The sequence below is a fragment of the Specibacter sp. NPDC057265 genome, from assembly GCF_042668835.1.
Lineage (GTDB): Bacteria > Actinomycetota > Actinomycetes > Actinomycetales > Micrococcaceae > Specibacter.
The window spans coordinates 14,185-33,673 of record NZ_JBHUYE010000002.1; the positions used below are offsets into that span (position 1 = coordinate 14,185).

Sequence of the window (19,489 nt, forward strand, 5' to 3'; positions counted from 1 at the left end):
AATCTCCGACGGCGCCCGGCGCGGCCATTGCAGTTGATCTGGTAGAACGCGTGCATCAACGCAGCGCCACGGTGGACGGCGCGGCGGTGCAGTACTGGGAGTATGCGCCCGGGCCTGCCGGGGTGCCTGAGGGGCCCGGGGCGCCCGGGGCTGCCGGGGTGCGCACCATTGTCATGGTTCACGGTTTCCGTGGTGATCACCACGGCCTGGAGCGCGTGGTGGAGCTGCTGCCACAGCACCGGATCATCATGCCCGATCTGCCCGGTTTTGGTATCTCCGCCGCCTTCCCAAACTCCCCTCATGACATTTGCAGCTACAGCAGCTTTCTTGGCGGCTTTTTGGCCACCTTGCAGCTGGGACCCGAAACGGTGCTGCTGGGCCATTCCTTTGGCTCCATTGTGGCCAGCCACTTTGTGGCAGCCAACCCGAAACGGGTACATCCGCTGGTGCTGGTCAACCCCATTGCCTCACCGGCGCTGGAGGGCCCCAAGGGTGTCATGACAAAGCTGGCTGTTTTTTACTACTGGGCGGCGGCCAAACTGCCCGAACGTCTGGGACAGTCATTGTTGCGCAGCAAGGCTATTGTGCACATCATGAGCCTGACCATGGCAAAAACCCGCGAGCCGGCGCTGTTGTCGTTCATTCACGGCCAACACCATGCCTACTTCAGTGCCTTCGCCAACCGGGACATGCTCTTGGAAGCCTTTGAAGCTTCAGTGGCAGGCACCGTGCGTGAAGTCGCTGCGGAATTGGATTTGCCCACCCTGCTCATTGCCGGGGCCGAGGATGAAATCGCCACCTTGCCACAGCAGCACAAGCTGCTGACGCTCCTGCCGCAGGGGGAACTGGTGGTGGTTGAACGGGTGGGGCATTTGATCCATTATGAAACCCCGCAGCGTGCCGCCGAGGCCATCCTGGATTTTCTTGAAAGGCATCCCGCCCCGTGAATCAAGCCAAGTCCCCAGAAAAATTAAAGATAATCATGGACGCCCGCTTTACCCGCATGGACCACCATGACGGGATCAGCCGGTACGGCGCGAGCCTCATTGCCGCCGTCGCCCGTTTGGCGCAGGTGACCATGCTCATTCATGACGAACGGCAGTTGGCCCTGCTGCCCGAGCTGCCCTGGGTAAAGATTAATTCACCCTTGTCCCCCCTGGAGCCCCTGGTGTCCCGGCACGTGAACAAACTGGGTGCCGATCTCGTGTTTTGCCCCATGCAGACCATGGGAAGTTGGGGGCGGAAGTACCCGCTGGTGCTGACCCTGCATGATCTTATTTATTATGAGCACCCCACTCCCCCGGGCTTTTTGCCGGTGCCCGTGCGGGTGCTGTGGCGGCTCTATCACAAGGCATACTGGCCGCAGCGGTTCTTGTTGAACCGTGCAGACACTGTGGCCACCATCAGCCACACCACGCTTGGACTCATGCGCCAGCACCGTTTGACCAGCAGGCCCATCAGGATTGTGGGCAATGCACCCCAAAATGACCAGGCACCGAGGGATTCCCAGTTGGCCCCTGAGAAATCGCTGACCTATATGGGGTCCTTCATGCCCTACAAGAATGTGGAAACGCTCATCCACGCCATGGCCGAGCTGCCTGACTTCACCTTGAACCTGCTGAGCAGAATTACGCCCGAACGCCGCGCAGAGCTCGAAGCCCTCATTCCTGCCGGAGCATCCGTGGTGTTCCACAATGGTGTCAGCGATGCCCAATACAGCGAGCTGCTGCTGCGCACCACCGCGCTGGTCTCCCTGTCCAAGGCCGAGGGCTACGGGCTGCCCTTGGTTGAGGCCATGGCCCTGGGAACTCCCGTGGTGGTGGCGGATACGCCCATTTTCCGGGAAGTGGGTGGCACCGCGGCCCGTTACGTGCCGGCCGATTCAGCCTCCGGCTTTGCCGCCGCCGTTCGGGAGCTGGCAAAGCCGGAAGCATGGGCTGCCCGCTCGATCGCTTCAGTGGCCCAGGCAGCCACATTCACTTGGGACGACTCGGCCAAGGAATTGCTGGCCATTGCGCAGCAGCTGCGTCGGCAGCATGGCCCTGACCGGCCTTGATGGTTTGCCGATAAAAAGGCTGGCGGCCGCGGACGCCACTGCCCATCCGCAGCTTCAGCCACCTCGGGTAGACGGGGCGTCCGGCGGGGACATACTCGGCCGGTTGGTTGTTGCCACTGGGCGATTCCCACACAATCGTCCCATCGGGCTGGGGACGGGGCGTCCACCCGCGAAGCTTGATGCCGGTGCGCCATGGCTCCGCCCAACGACGGGGATTTCCCAAGCGGTCTTTGTCGTCCGCGAAGTGCTTTGGATGATGGTGCCGGGGACAGGCGGGACGAAGATTGGCCATGGTCGATTTCCCGCCAAGCTCAAAACTGCGTACATGATCCAGTTCCGTGTCGAGCACAGGGTTCGTGCAGTTCGGGAAATAACAGCCTCCTGACAGCGCCTGCAGGACTGACCTCTCCGCATCCCTGAGCTTGTATCGATCGGGCTCCCTGGGCAGACTCTGCCCGGTCAGCGGATCCGTGAGCACCCGCAGAAAGGTATTTGCCCCCGCGAGCAGTTTCCGGGCCAAGGCTGCCGGGACCGGGCCCGCAGTTTTGTCATCCAGTTGGCCCCGTTCGTCCGTAAGGCCCAGCAAACCCAACAACGGCACCTGCACCAGGATCAAAGCCTTGGGCAGGGGCGGGTCAACGAGGATCTTGTGTTTCCCCAGGAGTCGGAGCTGGTCCATGAATTCACGCTGCGGGTTTTCACTGATCCCATCGACCACTCCGTCCACCCAGCCGGATCCATCACCGAGCAACAGCCCCTCCAACGGGACATCGGCAACTGCTGTGCCCGCGGATTCCCGTGAAGCCGACGGTGCATGCGCCGCCGGTCCCTGTCCCGCGGGTGACTGCTGCCTTGACTGCTGGCCACGCTGTGGTGCCGTGGAAATATGCGCCCAAGGCGGTTCCTCATCGTCCAGATCGTCAAGGATTGTGGTGCAGGAACTGTTCGGCTGCTCTCCATCATCCGCAGCCGCCCGGGACGAAGTGGCAGGACAGCCATCATCCTTTGCACCAGGGCCGTCCGGGGCACCGGTGCCGGCATGGGCGCCAGTGCCGCCCGGGGCACCGTAGCTCCCGTAGATGTCAGCAGACGTCTGCTGACCCATCAAAAGGATGGAGGCGACGTCCACCCGGAGCTGATCCAAAGTACGGTACTCGCGGCAGTCCACACCCGTGCCGTGGGCATCTGCATCCCGCTGCCGTTCCACAGCTTGCACCTTGATGGCACGGGCTGTGCGGGTGCAGTGGACCATGATCGCATTGGCCGCGATGGTGGGCAGATGCAAGGTCAGCCAGTTCATGCCGTCGCGCCCCGGCTCGTTGCTGATCCGCCGGCTTCGAAAAGCTTCGCGCGTCCGGGCATCCAAGGACTGGGGGAACAATGATTCCCGGGCCCGTCGGGCCTTGCCGGCAAAGCGTGAGGCGGTGGTGCCCTCAGCGAGCCGCAACAGCTCACCTTCAAATCCGTCAAGTTCCGCATCCATTACCGACGGCGTTTCCCGCAAGGTTTGGAGTTCCTGCAGCACCGTGCACACGTGGCGCCAGGACAAGCTTCCGGCCTCCAAGGCCGCACGGGGCGCCGCCCGGCGCCCCAATTGCTGGGCATGCGCACCGAGTCCGGCGGCTGTACGTTCCGGGATCTGCAAGGCCGCGGCAATTTCGGCCACACAACCAGTCTCCGCCATCCCCGTTTGATAGGTGGTCAGTTCCGTGGCAGATGATTCAAGGGCCACGGCCCCCAGAACCCGGACCACAAGCGCCGCCTTGCACGCGGCCAATGAATTTTCCATGCTGCGCACCATGTTCAAGGCCGACATTCCCGCTGCGATCACCTCACGGGCCACGCCGGCCCTTGACGGAGGTTCGGGGTCGGGGACGGGGAAGCTCATAAACGGGGGCAATCCGGCCAACAGTTGGTCATCGGCGGTGAAAGTGGCCACCGCCGGAAAAGTGAAGGCCGCAAGGACCGAGGCCACATCCTGTGTGGCTGCATCGTCCCGTTCCGCGGGGCCCTGCACCAGCTTTCCCATAGCTACAGTCTACGCTCGATGTTCGCAAACATAAATAGCAACTAGTATATATTTGCTAATTATTTGGTTCGGCTAAGGAGCGGCTTTAGAGGACGTCCAAGCCATCGCAGCGGACCTGCACGGGGGAACCCACCTTGCGGGCCGCATTTGCTGCCTTCAGGGCGCGCATGCTGGCCGTGACGCCAGCGGCCATGGAGTAGGGGAAAAGGACAATGACGCGGTAGTCCGGGCCGCCCTTTTCCCCGGCGGCACCCGCGGCACCGGTTGCACCGGCGGCACGGCCTGCGATTTCCGCCGCGGTGGGCCCCAGTTGGACTGCTGCCGGCCCTATGACGCGCACGGCGTCCGGAAGCGCCAGGGCCGCGGCAAATGCCGCCACGTCCTCCTCCCGGCCAGTGAGCGAAGCCAACCGCATGGCAGGAGGCAATCCCAGCTGCTGACGCTGACCAAATTCCCGCTCCGCATGCCCGGAAGGATCCCACCGCACCAATGCGGAGACTTCCGGAGATTCCTCGGCCGTCACCACCACAATGCCGCCATCCTTCGCCGATCGGACAAGGGCTGCCGCGTTGAGCCAACGCCGCAAAGTCTCCTCACCCGCCCGCAGGGACTCACGGCGCAGCATGGAGTCCCCGTCCAGCAGCAGCGCTGCTGCGTAGCCGTGCGGGGCAACCGGCTCAGCACCAATGGTGGCCACCACAATGGCCGCCTTGTCCGGAACTGTGGTCTTGATATGGTCGCCCGAGGAGGAAACCACCGGGACCGAGGGAAAAGCCCGGCCCAGTTCTTCGGCCGTACGCAACGCACCCACACTGATGGCGCGCAAGCCCCGGAATCCGCAGTGCGGGCAACTGTAGTCCGTCTCGGCCTGGCCACACCATTTGCAGACAACCATGGCTGTAATTGATCCCTGCGCCCGGGCCTGCATCAGCGGCCCCACGCAGTGCCGGCAGCGGGCCACCTCACGGCAACGTTGGCAGGCCAGCGCGGGGGCGTAGCCTGTCCGGGCCACCTGCACCAACACGGGTCCAAATTTCAAGGCGGCCCTGGCAGTCTCCCAGGCCCGATGCGGCAGCCGGGCCAGGGCGGCGGCAGGGTCCCGCTCCTGTTCGTAGGAATCCTGGGTGCTGACAACCCTGGCCACGGTTTTGCGGACCGCAGGCCGGGATGCCGTGAGTTCCTGCGCCCATCCTGTCGCCACCAGGCGCTGGGACTCGCTGCTGCGGCCATGGCCGGCCATCAGCACTGCCGTTTGCTCCACTTCCGAGCGCAGCAGCAACACATCCCGGCTGTGCTGATAAGGGGCCCGGCGTTCAATATGCAGCTCATCCCCATCGTCCCAGCAGCACACCAGGCCCAGGTCCTGCACGGGCGCGTAGGCTGCGGAACGCGTTCCAATGACTATTTGCACATCCCCGGCCAGGACGCGAAGAAAGTTGGCGTAGCGCACGCTCGGACCGTCGTCGGAAGTGAGCTTGACGAAGCTGTCCTGCGGCAACATCTTGGCGAAGGCCCGGTCCAGGAGCTCAAGGTCGCGCAGATCCGGCACCACCACAACGGCTCCGCGTCCGGAGAGCCGGCAGGAGGCCACCGCTTGGGCCAGTTGATGGTGCCAGGAGTTCGGACCGAAGCCATGCAGCGCGCCCAGGACTGCCTTGGGGTTCTCCCCCACGGCCAGCCGGGTAAGAAAATCCGTGGCCTGCGGGTAATCAGCAAAAAGTGGTGGCCCGGGCTTGATGGCCGGAACGTGGGCGGCAGCGTGCTCAGACTTCTGCTGCAGGTGGATTTTTTCCAGGCTGGCCACGCGCGGTGGCACGGCAACCCGGAGAATGTCGGCAACAGTGCCGCTGTAGCGCGCGGCAAGCCGCTGGGCCAATTCCAGAATGTGGGGTGTCAGCACTGGCACGGCGGAATACACCCGGCTCAGGGGCACCAACCGTGCGCTTTCAGACTCGGCGGCCCTCTCCACCAGAAAGCCGTTGAGGTCCTGGCCGGAAAATTTGACCCGCACACGCACTCCCGGGCGGGCCTGGGCGTCCAGTTCCAACGGAACCGAATAATCAAAGAGCCTGTCCAAATGGGGCAGCGGGGAATCAATGACCACCCGTGCCACCGGCAATGACGGGGCCAGAACCACCCCGCTGTGGGGATCGGCAACGCGTTCCTTGGCCACGAAGCCGCTCAGCAGGCTCAGTTGGACGCCCTGCTGCAACTGGGCCTGTTCCGGCTGCTCCGCGGCATCGGCCGGAGGCCGTGAAGCACCACGGAAGTCCCCCTTGCCTGCCTCCATGACGTCCTCCTCACTCACCATCGACCCCAGGCACTGGAGCCAGGCGTCGCACCGCATCTGGCCCTAAAACAAGCTAAGCACAGCCCACCGACATTACCCGGTGGACTGTGCTTGCTGTGGATAAAGCGGCCCTTAGGCGTTGAACCATGCCTTGAGCTGATCCACCCGGTCCAGGTATTCCCAGCTGAAATCGGGATCGTCGCGCCCAAAGTGGCCGTGCGCGGCCGTTTTGGCATAAATGGGGCGCTTTAGATCGAGGCTGTCAATGATGGCCATGGGCCGCAGATCGAAGATGGCGGCAATGGCCGCCTCAATGCGGCGAGGATCCACCGTTTCAGTGCCGAAGGTTTCCACGTATACGCCCACCGGACGTGCCACGCCAATGGCGTAACCCACCTGGACCTCGGCCCGGGAGGCCAGACCGGCGGCCACCACATTCTTGGCAACCCAGCGCATGGCATAGGCCGCGGAGCGGTCCACCTTGGACGGGTCCTTGCCGGAGAACGCGCCGCCGCCATGACGGGCCATGCCGCCGTAGGTGTCAACAATGATTTTGCGTCCAGTCAGTCCGGCATCGCCCACGGGACCGCCCACCACGAAGGGGCCGGCGGGGTTCAGGTAGGTCTGCACAGTTGAAACATCCAGCCCCGAGGCCGCCATGACGGGCGCCACCACGAATTCCTGCAGATCCGCGCGCAGCCGATCCAGGGAGGTCCCCTCGGAATGCTGGCTGGAAATGACCACGGTGTCCACCGAGACGGGGGTTTCGCCGTCGTAGCCAATGGTCACCTGGGTCTTGCCGTCGGGGCGCAGGTAGGCCAGCTCGCCCGATTTGCGCACGTCGGTGAGGCGCTCGGAGAGGCGGTGCGCCAGGTAGATGGGGGTGGGCATGTAGGAGGCGGTCTCATTGCTGGCGTAGCCAAACATGAGGCCCTGATCGCCTGCGCCCTGGGTGTCGTACTTGTCCACGGCGGTGCCTTCACGGACCTCGAGGGCGTTGAACACGCCGTCGGAAATGTCCTGGGACTGCTGGCCAATGGAGACCGAAACACCGCAGCGGGCACCGTCGAAACCGTTGGCCGAGGAGTCGTAGCCAATGTCCAGGATGGTGTTGCGCACAATCTGCGGAATTTCGACATACGCGTTGGTGGTCACCTCCCCCGCCACGTGCACCAGGCCCGTGGTGGCCATGGTTTCCACAGCCACCCGGGAATCGGGGTCCTCGGCCAGCAGTGCGTCAAGGATGGCGTCGCTGATCTGGTCGCAAATCTTGTCTGGGTGGCCTGCCGTCACGGATTCGGACGTAAACAGGCGCAGGGGGTTCACTAAAGTCACTGTTCCACTCTACTGGTGATGGTGCGTTGGGCCGTGGGGCCCGTGACACGGCGGGTCATGCGTGAAGCAAGGCGGGGCGCGCAGCCCTCAACCGGCGCCGAGCCGTTGGGCTATGACATGGACGACGGCGTCAGCCACCTGCCGCTTCGATCCCGCCGCCTGCACCGGGCTGGCCCCGTCCAGGGCAAGAATCTCCACATGGTTGCTGTCCTGGCCAAAAACCTTCTCGGTGCCTGCGGCAGTGGGACCAACTTCATTGACCACAAGCAAATCGCAGCCCTTGCGCTGGAGTTTGGCCTGCGCGTAACTGCTCGCGTCGCCCTGGTCGTCACCGGTTTCCGCGGCGAAACCCACAATGAGCTGGCGCTGGTTTTGCGCCGCCCGGTGCGCGACCACCTCAATGAGGATGTCGGGGTTGCGCACCAGCATAATCACGGGATCCGCCACATGGTCACGTTTTTTGATCTTGCCCGTGGAAATGGTGGCGGGGCGGAAATCCGCCACGGCCGCAGCCATGATCACGACGTCGGCACCAGCCGCCGCCGCGAGCGTCGCCGAGCGCAGTTCCAGGGCAGTCTCAATGGTCTGCACCTTGGCGCCCGCCGGGGCGGGAACCTCCATGGGGGCGTGGATCAAGGTCACGGTGGCTCCGGCGGCCAGGGCGGCCTCGGCCAGGGCCGTGCCCTGCTTGCCGGAGGAACGGTTGCCCAGGTAGCGCACCGGATCCAGTGGTTCCTGGGTGCCGCCGGCGGTGATGAGCACCCGCACACCGGCCAGGGCGCCGTGCCCGCCGCCGTCCGGGTGCCCGGGCGCAGGTGCGGGGGGTGCGGGTACAGGTGCGGGCTCGGGTGCAGGTGCCAGCGTGGGTGCGGGTGCGGGTTCAAGTGCAGGTGCAGGGGCGGCCACTGCCAACGGGGCGGGCTCCGCTGCGGCAGGGGCGCCCACCGTTTCCGCGGGCATGGCCGGCTGCACCAACGCCAGGGCTGCAGCCAGGATCTGCTCCGGTTCCGGCAGGCGCCCCGGCCCGGAGTCGGTGCCTGTGAGGCGTCCGGAGGCCGGGTCCAGCACGAAGGCGCCGCGGGCGCGCAGGGTGGCAACATTGGCTGCGGTGGCAGGGTGCTGCCACATTTCAGTGTGCATGGCGGGGGCAAACATTACCGGGCCGCGGGCCATCAGCAGCGTGGTCGTGAGCAGGTCATTGGCATGCCCGCCCGCGGCGCGGGCCAACAGATCGGCGGTGGCAGGTGCCACCACAATCAAATCCGCCTCATGTCCCAGGCGCACATGGTTCACCTGGTCCACGGCGTCGAAAACATCATTGCTCACGGGCCGCCCGCTCAACGCCTCCCACGTGGCGGCGCCCACAAACTTGGTGGACGCCTCCGTGGGGATGACAGTGACCGTGTGTCCGGCCTCCGTAAAGAGGCGCAACAGCAGCGCAGACTTGTACGCGGCTATTCCGCCGCCCACGCCCAGAACAATGTTCAGCTTCGACACCGTATTGATTCAGTCGCGCCGGTTAAACGATTTCAGCGGGCTTGGATTCCAACAGGCCCTCGTCAATTTCACGGAAGGCGATGGAAAGGGACTTCTCGTTCAAACGGGTGTCAACAAGTGGGCCGACGTATTCGAACAGGCCCTCGTGGAGCTGTGCGTAGTAGGCGTTGATCTGGCGTGCGCGCTTTGCACCAAAGATGACCAATCCGTACTTCGAATCGGCGGCCTCAAGCAGCGAATCGATGGGGGGATTGATGATGCCTTCGGGGTGTGTAGTCAATTGCTTCTCCAAAAAATCGAATGGTGTGGTGCTGTTTAAACAGTGTGGCGGGGCGCAAGCCCCATGAGCTCAACCAGCGCGGCTGCTGCCCGGCTGACCTCGTCATTGACAATGACATAATCAAATTCCGGTGCGGCAGCAAGTTCCAGTTTAGCCGTTTCCAAGCGGCGCTGCTGTTCCTGCGTGCTTTCAGTGCCGCGGCCCACCAGCCTGCGGACCAATTCGTCCCAGCTCGGTGGTGCAAGGAAGACGAAATCCGCCTCCGGCATGGCTTCCTTGACCTGGCGTGCGCCCTGCAGGTCGATTTCCAACAACACCGATTTGCCGTTGGCCACTGCGGCCTCGACGGTGCTGCGCAGGGTCCCGTAGCGGTTGACGCCATGCACCACCGCCCACTCCAGCAGCTGCCCCGCCTCCACCAGGGCATTGAAGTCCCCGGCGGATTTGAAGAAGTAGTGCACGCCCTCCTCCTCGCCCGGCCGTGCCTGGCGGGTGGTGGCGGAAACCGACAACCACACATCCGGATAGTTGTCACGGATGAAGGTGGAGACGGTGCCCTTGCCCACAGCGGTGGGACCGGCAAGAACCGTGACACCGCTGCGGGGCTTGATGCGTCCGGTGCTCTCCACGGGGACGGCAGGCGTGCTCACGCCGTGCCCGCCAGGTACTCCAGCAGGGCCCGGCGTTGATGCACGCCCAGTCCACGCACCCTGCGGGTTGGGGCTATCCCCAGCTCGCTCATGATCACGGTTGCACGTACCTTTCCAATGCCCGGGAGGGCTTCCAATAATTCACACACTTTTAATCGATCAAGGGCTGGTTCACGTGCTGCCGCGCTGAGCACGGCGGCCACGCTGGTGTGTCCTGTTTTGAGATCGAGTTTGGTTTGAGACCGAACGGCCCGGGCGGCAATGGCCTTGGTCCGTGCGTCCGCACGCTCCTGCTGTGACAGCTGCGGCAAGTTCACGAACTTATCTCCCCTAACGACGTCAGTCCCCGGTGCGGATTTCGAAGACAGCGTTGCATCGAACTTATCCGCACCGGGGTGGCAAATCAATCTGGAGCAGCGCGCTTAAAGTTCGCGCAACGTTTCCACTGTGGCCGCACGCAGGGCTGCCACGGTGGGTCCGGCCGCCAGGATGCCGCGGCTGGAGGTGGCCAGCACCGCCGGATGGGCCGCACCGAAGGAGCGCCTCAGGTCTGCGCCGGTGGCCCCCTGGGCGCCCAGGCCGGGCGCCAGCAAAGGTCCGTGCACGGACCTTAGGTCAATGCCGAGCTGTTCCAGCGCCGCGCCCACGGTGGCGCCCACCACCAGGCCCACCGAACCCAGCGCATCCTGGGCGTGGGGCTGGTTTTCCACTCCGGCGGCGGCCACAATGCGTTTGGCCACCGAATCGCTGCCGCCCACGTGCTGGACGGAGGCGCCCTCCGGGTTGGAGGTCAGGGCCAGCACAAACACGCCGCGGCCGTTCCGGGCCGCAAGGTCAAGTGCCGGCCGCAGGGACTCAAAACCCAAATACGGGCTCAGGGTCACGGCGTCGGCGGCCAAGGCCGAACCGTCCCGCAGCCAGGCGTCGGCATAGGCTGCCATCGTGGAGCCGATGTCGCCGCGTTTGGCGTCGGCAATGCTGAGCACCTCCGCCTGGGCACAGGCGGCCAGGATCTCCTCCAACACTGCCAGCCCCGCCGAACCGTGGCGTTCGTACAGTGCCACCTGCGGCTTGACGGCGGCCGCCAGGGGCGCCACGGCCTCAAGCACCGTGTGCGAGAAGCTCCGCAGGCCCTGCACTGAATCGTCCAGACCCCAGGCGGCCAGCAGGGCCGGGTGGGGGTCGATGCCCACGCACAACTGCCCGCGGGCAGCCATGGCGGCGGCCAGGCGGGTGCCAAATCTCTGCCCGCCGCCGTCGCTGCTAGGCATTTTGCCCGGCCTGTCCCGCTGCCAGAACCAGCGCATGCTCCTGCAGGCTGGTGACGTCCCATTGGTAGGAACGCAGTGCCTCCATGGCCTGCACGGCCACATTGAACTCCGCCACGGTGGTGATGCAGGGCCTGCCGTTGGAGACGGCTGCGGCGCGGATTTCATAGCCGTCGCCGCGGGCCTGGCCACCGGAGGGGGTGTTGAAGATCATGTCGATCTCGCCATTGTTGATCAAATCAACAATGCTTTGATCGTCGGAATTGGCGCTTTCCTGGCTGATCTTGCGCACGGTGGTGGAGGCAATGCCATTGCGGCGCAGCACATCGGCGGTGCCGCCGGTGGAGACAATTTGATAGCCCAGGTCAACCAGGCGTTTGACGGCCATGATGATGGAACGCTTGTCACGGTTGGCCACCGAGACGAACACCGTGCCGCCCACCGGCAGTGCGTTGTTGGCGGCCGCCTGGCTCTTGGCGAAGGCCGTGTCGAAGTGCTTGTCAATGCCCATGACCTCGCCGGTGGAGCGCATTTCAGGGCCCAGCAGGGAGTCCACCACGTGCCCTTCAACCGTGCGGAAGCGGTTGAAGGGCAGCACAGCTTCCTTCACGGCCACGGGAGCGGAATCGGGCAGGGTGCCGCCGTCGCCCACTTCGGGCAGGATGTGGTGGACGCTGCGCAGGTGGGCAATGGACACGCCGACGCCGATGAGCGCGGCGGCCTTGGCCATTTGCACACCCGTTGCCTTGGAGACGAACGGCACGGTGCGGGAGGCACGCGGGTTGGCTTCCAGGACGTACAGGATGTCGGCGGCCAGCGCGAACTGGATGTTGATCAGGCCGCGCACGCCCACGCCTTCGGCAATGGCGCGCGTGGCCGCCCGGACCCGCTCCTGGACATCCTTGCCCAAGGTGATGGGGGGCAGCACGCAGGCGGAGTCGCCGGAGTGGATGCCGGCTTCCTCAATGTGCTCCATGATGCCGCCCAGGTACATGTCCTTGCCGTCAAAGAGCGCATCGACGTCAATTTCAATGGCGTCCTCCAGGAACCTGTCAATCAGGACCGGGTGCGCTTCGGTGATTTCAGTGGCGTTCTTGATGTAGCGGGAGAGGTTGGCTTCGTCGTAGACAATCTCCATTCCCCGGCCGCCCAGCACATAGGAGGGGCGGACCAGCACGGGGTAGCCAATTTCATCGGCAATCTTCTTGGCGTCGTTGAAGGACACGGCCGTGCCGTTCTTGGGTGCAATCAGCCCGGCCTCGTCCAGGACACGGGAGAACATGCCGCGGTGCTCGGCCAGGTCGATCGCTTCCGGGGAGGTGCCCAGGATGGGGACACCGGCGTCGGCCAGTTCCTGTGCCAGCTTCAGCGGCGTCTGGCCGCCCAACTGCACGAACACGCCCATGACGCCGCCGGTGCGCTCCTCGGCCGCAATGATCTCCAAAACGTCTTCAAGGGTCAGCGGCTCAAAGTACAGGCGCGTGGAGACGTCGTAGTCGGTGGAGACGGTCTCGGGGTTGCAGTTGACCATGACCGTCTCATAACCGGCCTTGCGCAGGGCCATGGAGGCATGCACGCAGGAGTAGTCGAACTCGATGCCCTGGCCGATGCGGTTCGGCCCGGAGCCCAGGATGATGACGGAGGGCTTTTCATGCAGCGCAATTTCATCCTCCTCGTCATAGGAGGAGTAGTGGTACGGGGTGTAGGCGGCGAATTCAGCGGCGCAAGTGTCCACCGTCTTGTACACGGGGCGGATGTTCAGTGCCTGCCGGACGCCACGGACCACTGCCTCGGTGTTGAAAGTCAAGGCTCCGATCTGGGCATCGGAGAAGCCGTGGCGCTTGGCCAGTTTAAGCATTTCCGGGGTCAGGGCGGTGGACGCACGGATGGTGGCGGAGACCTCGTTCAGCAGCACCAGCTGGTCCAGGAACCAGGGGTCAATGCCGGTGGCCTCGTACAACTGCTCAATGCTGGCCCCGCCCAACAGCGCCCGCTGCACCTGGGAGAGCCGTTCGGTGGTGGGGCGCTTGGCGGCCTCAATCAAGTCCGGCACATCCAGGGCATTGATGGAGGAGAACTCCAGGCTGGCACCCTTTTGCTCCAGGGAGCGCAGTGCCTTTTGCAGCGCCTCGGTGAAGTTGCGGCCCATGGCCATGGCCTCGCCCACGCTCTTCATGGTGGTGGTCAGGGTGTCATCCGCCGCCGGGAACTTCTCAAAGGCAAAGCGCGGAACCTTCACCACCACGTAGTCCAGCGCCGGCTCAAAGGAGGCCGGCGTCTTCTGCGTGATGTCATTGGGGATCTCATCCAGGGTGTACCCGAGGGAGAGCTTGGTGGCGATCTTGGCAATGGCAAAGCCGGTGGCCTTGGACGCCAGCGCGGAGGAACGCGAAACCCGCGGGTTCATTTCAATGACGACGACGCGGCCCGTGTCAGGCTCAATGGCGAACTGGATGTTGCAGCCGCCGGTGTCCACACCCACTTCGCGGATGATCGCAATGGAGATGTCGCGCAGCTTTTGGTACTCGCGGTCCGTCAGCGTCATGGCCGGGGCCACCGTGATGGAGTCGCCCGTGTGGACGCCCACCGGGTCGAAGTTTTCAATGGAACACACGACCACGACGTTGTCGTTCTTGTCGCGCATCATTTCCAGCTCGTATTCCTTCCACCCCAGGATGCTCTCTTCGAGCAGAACCTCGGTGGTGGGGCTGTACTGCAGGCCCTGGCCCACAATGCGTGCCAGGTCGTCCGGGGTGTAGGCCAGGCCCGAGCCCAGCCCGCCCATGGTGAAGGAGGGCCGGACCACCATGGGGTAGCCCAGGTCCCCGGCGGCGGCAAAGGCCTCGTCCAGGGTGTGGATGATGTGGCTGCGGGCGCTCTCGGCGCCGCAGCGCTCCACGACGCCCTTGAACTTTTCCCGGTCCTCGCCAAGTTCAATGGCGGCAATGTTGGCGCCAATGAGCTCCACATTGTATTTTTCCAGCACGCCGTTCTTGTCCAGCGCAATGGCGGTGTTCAGGGCCGTCTGGCCACCCAGGGTGGGCAGCACGGCGTCGGGACGCTCCTTGGCAATGATCTTCTCCACCACCTCGGGGGTGATGGGCTCCACATAGGTGGCGTCGGCGAATTCGGGATCCGTCATGATGGTGGCCGGGTTGGAGTTGACCAGGATGACCCGCAGGCCCTCCTCCTTCAAAACCCGCAGGGCCTGGGTGCCGGAGTAGTCAAACTCGGCGGCCTGGCCAATCACGATGGGGCCGGAGCCGATGACCAAAACTGACTTGAGATCTTCCCTCTTGGGCATTACTTGTTTTCCTGGCTCTGTGCGGTCTGGCTCTGTGCGGTCTGGTATTCGGTCATCAGCGTGATGAACCTGTCAAAGAGGTAGGCGGCGTCGTGCGGACCCGAGGCTGCCTCGGGGTGGTACTGCACGGAAAAGGCTGGAATGTCCAGGCAGGACAAGCCCTCCACCACTTGGTCGTTGAGGCTGATGTGGCTGACCTCCACGCGGCCAAAGCGTTCCTCCGGGGCCCGGGTGGGGCCGTCCAGGGGGGCGTCGACGGCGAAGCCGTGGTTCTGGCTGGTGATTTCCACCTTGCCCGTGGTGCGGTCCAGCACGGGCTGGTTGATGCCGCGGTGGCCGTAGCGCAGCTTGTAGGTGCCAAAGCCCAGCGCACGGCCCAGGATCTGGTTGCCAAAGCAAATGCCGAAATACGGCACGCCGGCGTCCAGGAAGGCCCGGACAAACTCCACCTGGCGGTCGGCCGTGGCGGGGTCCCCGGGACCGTTGGAGATGAACACGCCGTCGGGGTTCAGTTCCTGGGCCTGGTCAAAGGTGGTGGCGGCCGGCAGCACATGCACGCGCACGCCGCGTTCGGCAAAGCGGGCCGGTGTCATGGACTTGATGCCCAAATCCAGCGCGGCTATGGAGAACAGCGGCTCGCCCGCCCAGCCATGCGCGGAAGGTTCGACGACGTAGGCCTCCTTGACGCTGACTTCCTCGGCCAGGCGCAGCCCGGCCATGGACGGCTGCGCCAGGACTTCGGCCAACAGCTGCTCCTGGGGGCGGGCGGCGTCGGACCCGGAGAAGATCCCGGCCTTCATGGCGCCGCGCTCGCGCAGGTGGCGGGTGATGGCGCGGGTGTCCACGCCCTGGATGCCGACCACGCCCTGGGCGCCGAGTTCGTCCCCCAGGGAGCCTTCGCTGCGCCAGTTGGAGGCGCGGCGGGCGGCGTCGCGGACAATGTAGCCGGCTGCCCAGATCCTGGTGGACTCATTGTCTGCCTGGTTGACGCCGGTGTTGCCAATGTGGGGGGCCGTCTGGACCACCAGCTGGCGGGCATAGGAGGGGTCGGTCAAGGTTTCCTGGTAGCCGGTCATGCCGGTGGTGAAAACCGCCTCGCCCAGGGCAGTGCCCTGCGCCCCGTAGCTGCTGCCGCGGAAGGTGCGGCCGTCTTCCAGAACCAAAAGTGCCTGTGCGGGCATGATTGCATCACTCATTTTCAACTGTTCTTTCCATTGCTGTCTGTGTCGCTGCCCTGGGGCAGCAATGCCTGCAAAGCTTCAAGAAGCGGACGCTTGGCGCCTGCCTCGGTGGTTCGGAAGCCGGTGTCGACGGCGGTGCTCCCCAGCGTCCAGCCAATCACCACCAAACCGTCCTGCTCCACAAATTTACCGGCCATTCCGGCCTGGGTGGTGATTTCCGTCAGCGCCCCCTGGGCAATGAAGAGGTCCGGGGCGCCGCGGCGCTCAATCAACACGGCATCGGCATGCACGTGCACGGTGGCCGGGGTGCGCACTCCGAGGCCGTGCACCGCCATGCGCTCCAGCCAGTCCCCGGCGGCGGTGGTCACCACATACTGGCCCGGAACGCTCAGCGCCGCGGGGCTCAAATCCGCCGGGACGGCAGGAAGCCCGCCCAGGGTGCCCTGGCGTTTGAGCCGGCCGCGCCAGCCCCACCACATCAGGGCGAAAACCACCGCTATGACGGCCAGGGTGAGCAGGCCCGGCAGGATCCGCTCGTCCATTTAGTTCACGCCCGCACGGTAGGGGCTGTGCAGCTTCGCATCCAGCACGGTGGGGTGGCCGCGGAAGAACGTGGCCTGGACCCGTCCCGGCAGCTGCAGCCCGGCGAAGGGTGAATTGCGTCCCTTGGTGGCCATGGCATGCGGGTCCACGTTCCAGCGCGCCGCGGGGTCCACCAGCACAATGTTGGCCGGCTCCCCCACTTCCAGGGGACGGCCCTGGTCAGGGAGTTGGCCAATGCCGGCCGGGGCGGTGGAGGTGACGCGGGCAAAGTCGGCCCAGCCCATCAATCCGGTCTCGATCATGGTTTCCTGCACCACTGACAGCGCTGTTTCCAGCCCTGTCATGCCCATGGCTGCCGAAGCCCATTCGCATTCCTTGGCCTCGCTGGGGTGCGGGGCGTGGTCGGTGCCCACAATGTCAATGGTCCCGTCGGCCAGGGCCGCGCGCAGGGCATGCACATCGGCGTCGGCACGCAGCGGCGGGTTGACTTTGTACACGGGGTTGTAGCTGCGGACCAGTTCCTCGGTCAAGAGCAGGTGGTGCGGGGTGACCTCGGCGGTGACGGCAATGCCGCGCTCCTTGGCCCAGCGGATGATCTCCACCGAACCGGCCGTGGACACGTGACACACGTGCAGGCGCGAGCCCACGTGCTGGGCCAGCAGCACGTCGCGGGCAATGATGGATTCCTCGGCAACCGCCGGCCAGCCGGTGAGGCCCAAATCCGCCGACACCGCACCCTCGTTCATTTGCGCGCCCTCGGTCAGGCGGGGCTCCTGCGCGTGCTGGGCAATCACGCCGTCGAACGCCTTGACGTATTCCAGCGCCCGGCGCATCATGACGGGATCGCTGACGCAGATGCCGTCGTCGGAAAAGACCCGGACGCGGGCGCGGGAATCGGCCATCGCGCCAAGTTCCGCCAGCTGCTTGCCGGCCAACCCCACGGTCACCGCGCCGACAGGGCGCACATCCACCCAGCCGGACTCGATCCCCAGGCTGTGGACCTGCTCCACCACGCCGGCGGTGTCGGCAACGGGCGAGCTGTTGGCCATGGCGTGCACGGCCGTGAAGCCGCCCAGGGCGGCGGCGCGGGTGCCGGTCTCCACCGTTTCGGCGTCCTCGCGGCCGGGTTCGCGCAGGTGGGTGTGCAAATCCACCATGCCCGGCAGTGCCACCCAGCCTGCGGCCTCAATGACGGTGGCGCCTTCGGTGGCGTCGGCGGGCAGTTCGGGGCCCACCGCGGCAATGATGCCCCCACGGATCAGGATGTCCGCCGTGGTGGCGCCCAGCAGGGACGCGGAGCGGATTAAGTAACTCGCGGAAGTCATGGAAGGTCCTTTGCTGGCGTGGCGGCGGAAAAAGTGGTGGGTGCGGGATCGCGCAGATCCCCTGACAACAGCAGGTACAAAGCTGCCATGCGGACTGAAACACCGTTGCGCACCTGGGCCAAAATGGTGGAGCGCGGCGAGTCGGCGGCTGCGGAGGATATTTCCAAACCGCGGTTCATGGGGCCCGGGTGCATGATGATGGTGTCCTTGAGCTGCAGGGCATCGAGCTTGGCCAGCCTGGCGTCGTCGAAGCCCCAGCGGCGGGCATACTCGCGGGCGGAGGGAAAGAAGGAGGCGTTCATCCGTTCGGCCTGCACCCGCAGCATCATCACGGCGTCCACCCCTGCCTCCAGCGCCGCGTCCAGGTCATAGCTGACCGCGCACGGCCAGTGTTCGACGCCGACAGGAAGCAGGGTGGGCGGGGCCACCAGCGTCACCTGGGCGCCCAGGGTGTGCAGCAGCCAGACGTTGGAGCGGGCCACCCGGGAATGCAGCACATCCCCGGCAATGATGACGCGCATCCCTGCCAGGTCGGCCCCCACCGAGGGCGTGCCCTGGAGCCTGGCCCAGTGCGCGCGCATGGTGAAGGCGTCGAGCAGGGCCTGGGTGGGGTGGGCGTGGGTGCCGTCGCCGGCATTGATCACTGCGGCATCAATCCAGCCGGAGTTGGCCAGCTGCGCCGGCGCGCCGGAAGCCCAGTGCCTGATGACCACGGCGTCGGCACTCATGGCTTCCAAGGTCTGGGCCGTGTCTTTCAGGGATTCGCCCTTGGAGACGGAGGAGCCCTTGGCGCTGAAATTGATGACGTCGGCGGAAAGCCGTTTCGCGGCCGCCTCAAAGGAGATGCGGGTGCGGGTGGAGTCCTCAAAGAACAGGTTCACCACGGTGCGGCCCCGCAGTGCCGGGAGCTTCTTGATTTCCCGCTCCCCCACGGCGGACATTTCCTGGGCGGTGTCAAGGATTTGAATGGCGTTTTCGCTGCTGAGCTGTTCAGTGGACAGCAGATGCCTCATGCGCCGGCCTCAATGACTACCTGCTCGGGCACCGTGGCACCATCAATTTCATGCAGGCGCACACGCACCCTTTCACTGGAGGAGGTGGGGAGGTTTTTGCCCACATGGTCGGCGCGGATGGGCAGTTCGCGGTGCCCGCGGTCCACCAGGACCGCCAGGCGCACGGCCCGTGGCCGGCCCAGATCGACGAGGGCGTCAAGTGCCGCCCGGATGGTGCGCCCGGAGTACAGCACATCGTCCACCAGGACAATGATTTTGCCGTCAATGCCGGCCGCGGGCAGCTGGGTGCGTTCCGGGGTGCGGGTGGGGTGGTGGGCCAGGTCGTCGCGGTACATGGTGACGTCCAGCTGGCCCACAATGGCCGCCGGGTCCAGCCCCGGATCGCCGGCGGCAAGTTTTGCGGCCAGGCGTTGGGCCAGGGGGAAGCCGCGGCGGGGAATGCCCACCAGCAAAAGGTTTTCGGCGCCCTTGTTGGCTTCCAGGATTTCGTAGGCGATGCGGGTCAAAGCCCGGTCAATGTCTGCTGCGCTGAGAACCACGCGGGAGACTGGCTGTGGGGTCGGCTGGCCGTCCCCGGACGCTGCGGAGGGGTGCTGCATTTTTCTCGCGTCCCCTTTCCCCGCCTCACAGGACGGAATTAAAAGGTTGAATGCGTACACCTAAAAAATACCATAGGGCCAGGACCGGGTGCGCCGTGGGCGCGGCTGTCCTTGGTGCC

The 19,489-nt window shown here is 65.1% G+C and carries 16 protein-coding genes; 2 read left to right on the forward strand and 14 right to left on the reverse strand.

Going from position 1 to position 19,489, the window contains the following annotated elements; genetic code table 11:
* The first annotated feature begins 50 nt into the window (after window positions 1-50).
* Entirely contained in the window at window positions 51-947 is an 897-nt protein-coding gene (locus tag ACFUCV_RS02010; RefSeq protein ID WP_380811505.1) for an alpha/beta fold hydrolase, read from the forward strand.
* Window positions 948-982: 35 nt separating this feature from the next.
* Window positions 983-2,056 (forward strand): glycosyltransferase family 4 protein, encoded by a 1,074-nt coding sequence (locus ACFUCV_RS02015; protein ID WP_380811507.1) that lies wholly within the window; start codon window positions 983-985, stop codon window positions 2,054-2,056.
* Here the strand turns inward: ACFUCV_RS02015 and ACFUCV_RS02020 are convergent.
* The 14 genes from ACFUCV_RS02020 to pyrR form a co-directional block, all read right to left on the reverse strand.
* Window positions 1,977-4,085, reverse strand: coding sequence for a hypothetical protein (locus tag ACFUCV_RS02020; protein WP_380811509.1), 2,109 nt, complete (start codon window positions 4,083-4,085; stop codon window positions 1,977-1,979). The genes ACFUCV_RS02015 and ACFUCV_RS02020 overlap by 80 nt on opposite strands.
* Window positions 4,086-4,170: 85 nt before the next feature.
* Window positions 4,171-6,375: a primosomal protein N' gene (locus tag ACFUCV_RS02025; RefSeq protein ID WP_380811511.1), complete on the reverse strand. Its 2,205-nt coding sequence runs from the start codon at window positions 6,373-6,375 to the stop codon at window positions 4,171-4,173.
* Window positions 6,376-6,507: 132 nt separating this feature from the next.
* Window positions 6,508-7,710, reverse strand: a complete 1,203-nt coding sequence (metK, locus tag ACFUCV_RS02030; protein ID WP_380811513.1) for a methionine adenosyltransferase — start codon at window positions 7,708-7,710, stop codon at window positions 6,508-6,510.
* An 87-nt stretch (window positions 7,711-7,797) separates the two neighbouring features.
* Window positions 7,798-9,198: a bifunctional phosphopantothenoylcysteine decarboxylase/phosphopantothenate synthase gene (locus ACFUCV_RS02035; RefSeq protein WP_380811895.1), complete on the reverse strand. Its 1,401-nt coding sequence runs from the start codon at window positions 9,196-9,198 to the stop codon at window positions 7,798-7,800.
* A gap of 31 nt (window positions 9,199-9,229) precedes the next feature.
* Window positions 9,230-9,487 (reverse strand): DNA-directed RNA polymerase subunit omega, encoded by a 258-nt coding sequence (gene rpoZ / locus ACFUCV_RS02040; protein WP_380811515.1) that lies wholly within the window; start codon window positions 9,485-9,487, stop codon window positions 9,230-9,232.
* 35 nt (window positions 9,488-9,522) lie between these two features.
* Window positions 9,523-10,137 (reverse strand): guanylate kinase, encoded by a 615-nt coding sequence (gene gmk / locus ACFUCV_RS02045; RefSeq protein ID WP_380811517.1) that lies wholly within the window; start codon window positions 10,135-10,137, stop codon window positions 9,523-9,525.
* Window positions 10,134-10,454: an integration host factor, actinobacterial type gene (gene mihF, locus ACFUCV_RS02050; RefSeq protein WP_380811519.1), complete on the reverse strand. Its 321-nt coding sequence runs from the start codon at window positions 10,452-10,454 to the stop codon at window positions 10,134-10,136. The genes gmk and mihF overlap by 4 nt, the downstream gene beginning before the upstream one ends.
* A gap of 105 nt (window positions 10,455-10,559) precedes the next feature.
* Window positions 10,560-11,408: an orotidine-5'-phosphate decarboxylase gene (gene pyrF / locus ACFUCV_RS02055; protein ID WP_380811521.1), complete on the reverse strand. Its 849-nt coding sequence runs from the start codon at window positions 11,406-11,408 to the stop codon at window positions 10,560-10,562.
* Window positions 11,401-14,709 (reverse strand): carbamoyl-phosphate synthase large subunit, encoded by a 3,309-nt coding sequence (carB, locus tag ACFUCV_RS02060; protein WP_380811523.1) that lies wholly within the window; start codon window positions 14,707-14,709, stop codon window positions 11,401-11,403. The genes pyrF and carB overlap by 8 nt, the downstream gene beginning before the upstream one ends.
* The gene (gene carA, locus ACFUCV_RS02065; protein ID WP_380811526.1) at window positions 14,709-15,905 is read right to left on the reverse strand and encodes a glutamine-hydrolyzing carbamoyl-phosphate synthase small subunit; all 1,197 of its coding nucleotides are present in this window, start codon (window positions 15,903-15,905) and stop codon (window positions 14,709-14,711) included. Before carA ends, carB begins: the two co-directional genes overlap by 1 nt.
* Before the next feature lie 2 nt (window positions 15,906-15,907).
* Complete coding sequence (locus ACFUCV_RS02070; protein WP_380811528.1) at window positions 15,908-16,432, reverse strand: hypothetical protein; 525 nt, start codon at window positions 16,430-16,432, stop codon at window positions 15,908-15,910.
* Window positions 16,433-17,758: a dihydroorotase gene (locus ACFUCV_RS02075; RefSeq protein ID WP_380811530.1), complete on the reverse strand. Its 1,326-nt coding sequence runs from the start codon at window positions 17,756-17,758 to the stop codon at window positions 16,433-16,435.
* The gene (locus ACFUCV_RS02080) at window positions 17,755-18,771 is read right to left on the reverse strand and encodes an aspartate carbamoyltransferase catalytic subunit (RefSeq protein WP_380811532.1); all 1,017 of its coding nucleotides are present in this window, start codon (window positions 18,769-18,771) and stop codon (window positions 17,755-17,757) included. The genes ACFUCV_RS02075 and ACFUCV_RS02080 overlap by 4 nt, the downstream gene beginning before the upstream one ends.
* A complete protein-coding gene (pyrR, locus tag ACFUCV_RS02085) occupies window positions 18,768-19,370 on the reverse strand; it encodes a bifunctional pyr operon transcriptional regulator/uracil phosphoribosyltransferase PyrR (RefSeq protein WP_380811534.1) in 603 nt (200 codons plus the stop codon). The genes ACFUCV_RS02080 and pyrR overlap by 4 nt, the downstream gene beginning before the upstream one ends.
* Window positions 19,371-19,489 lie beyond the last annotated feature (119 nt).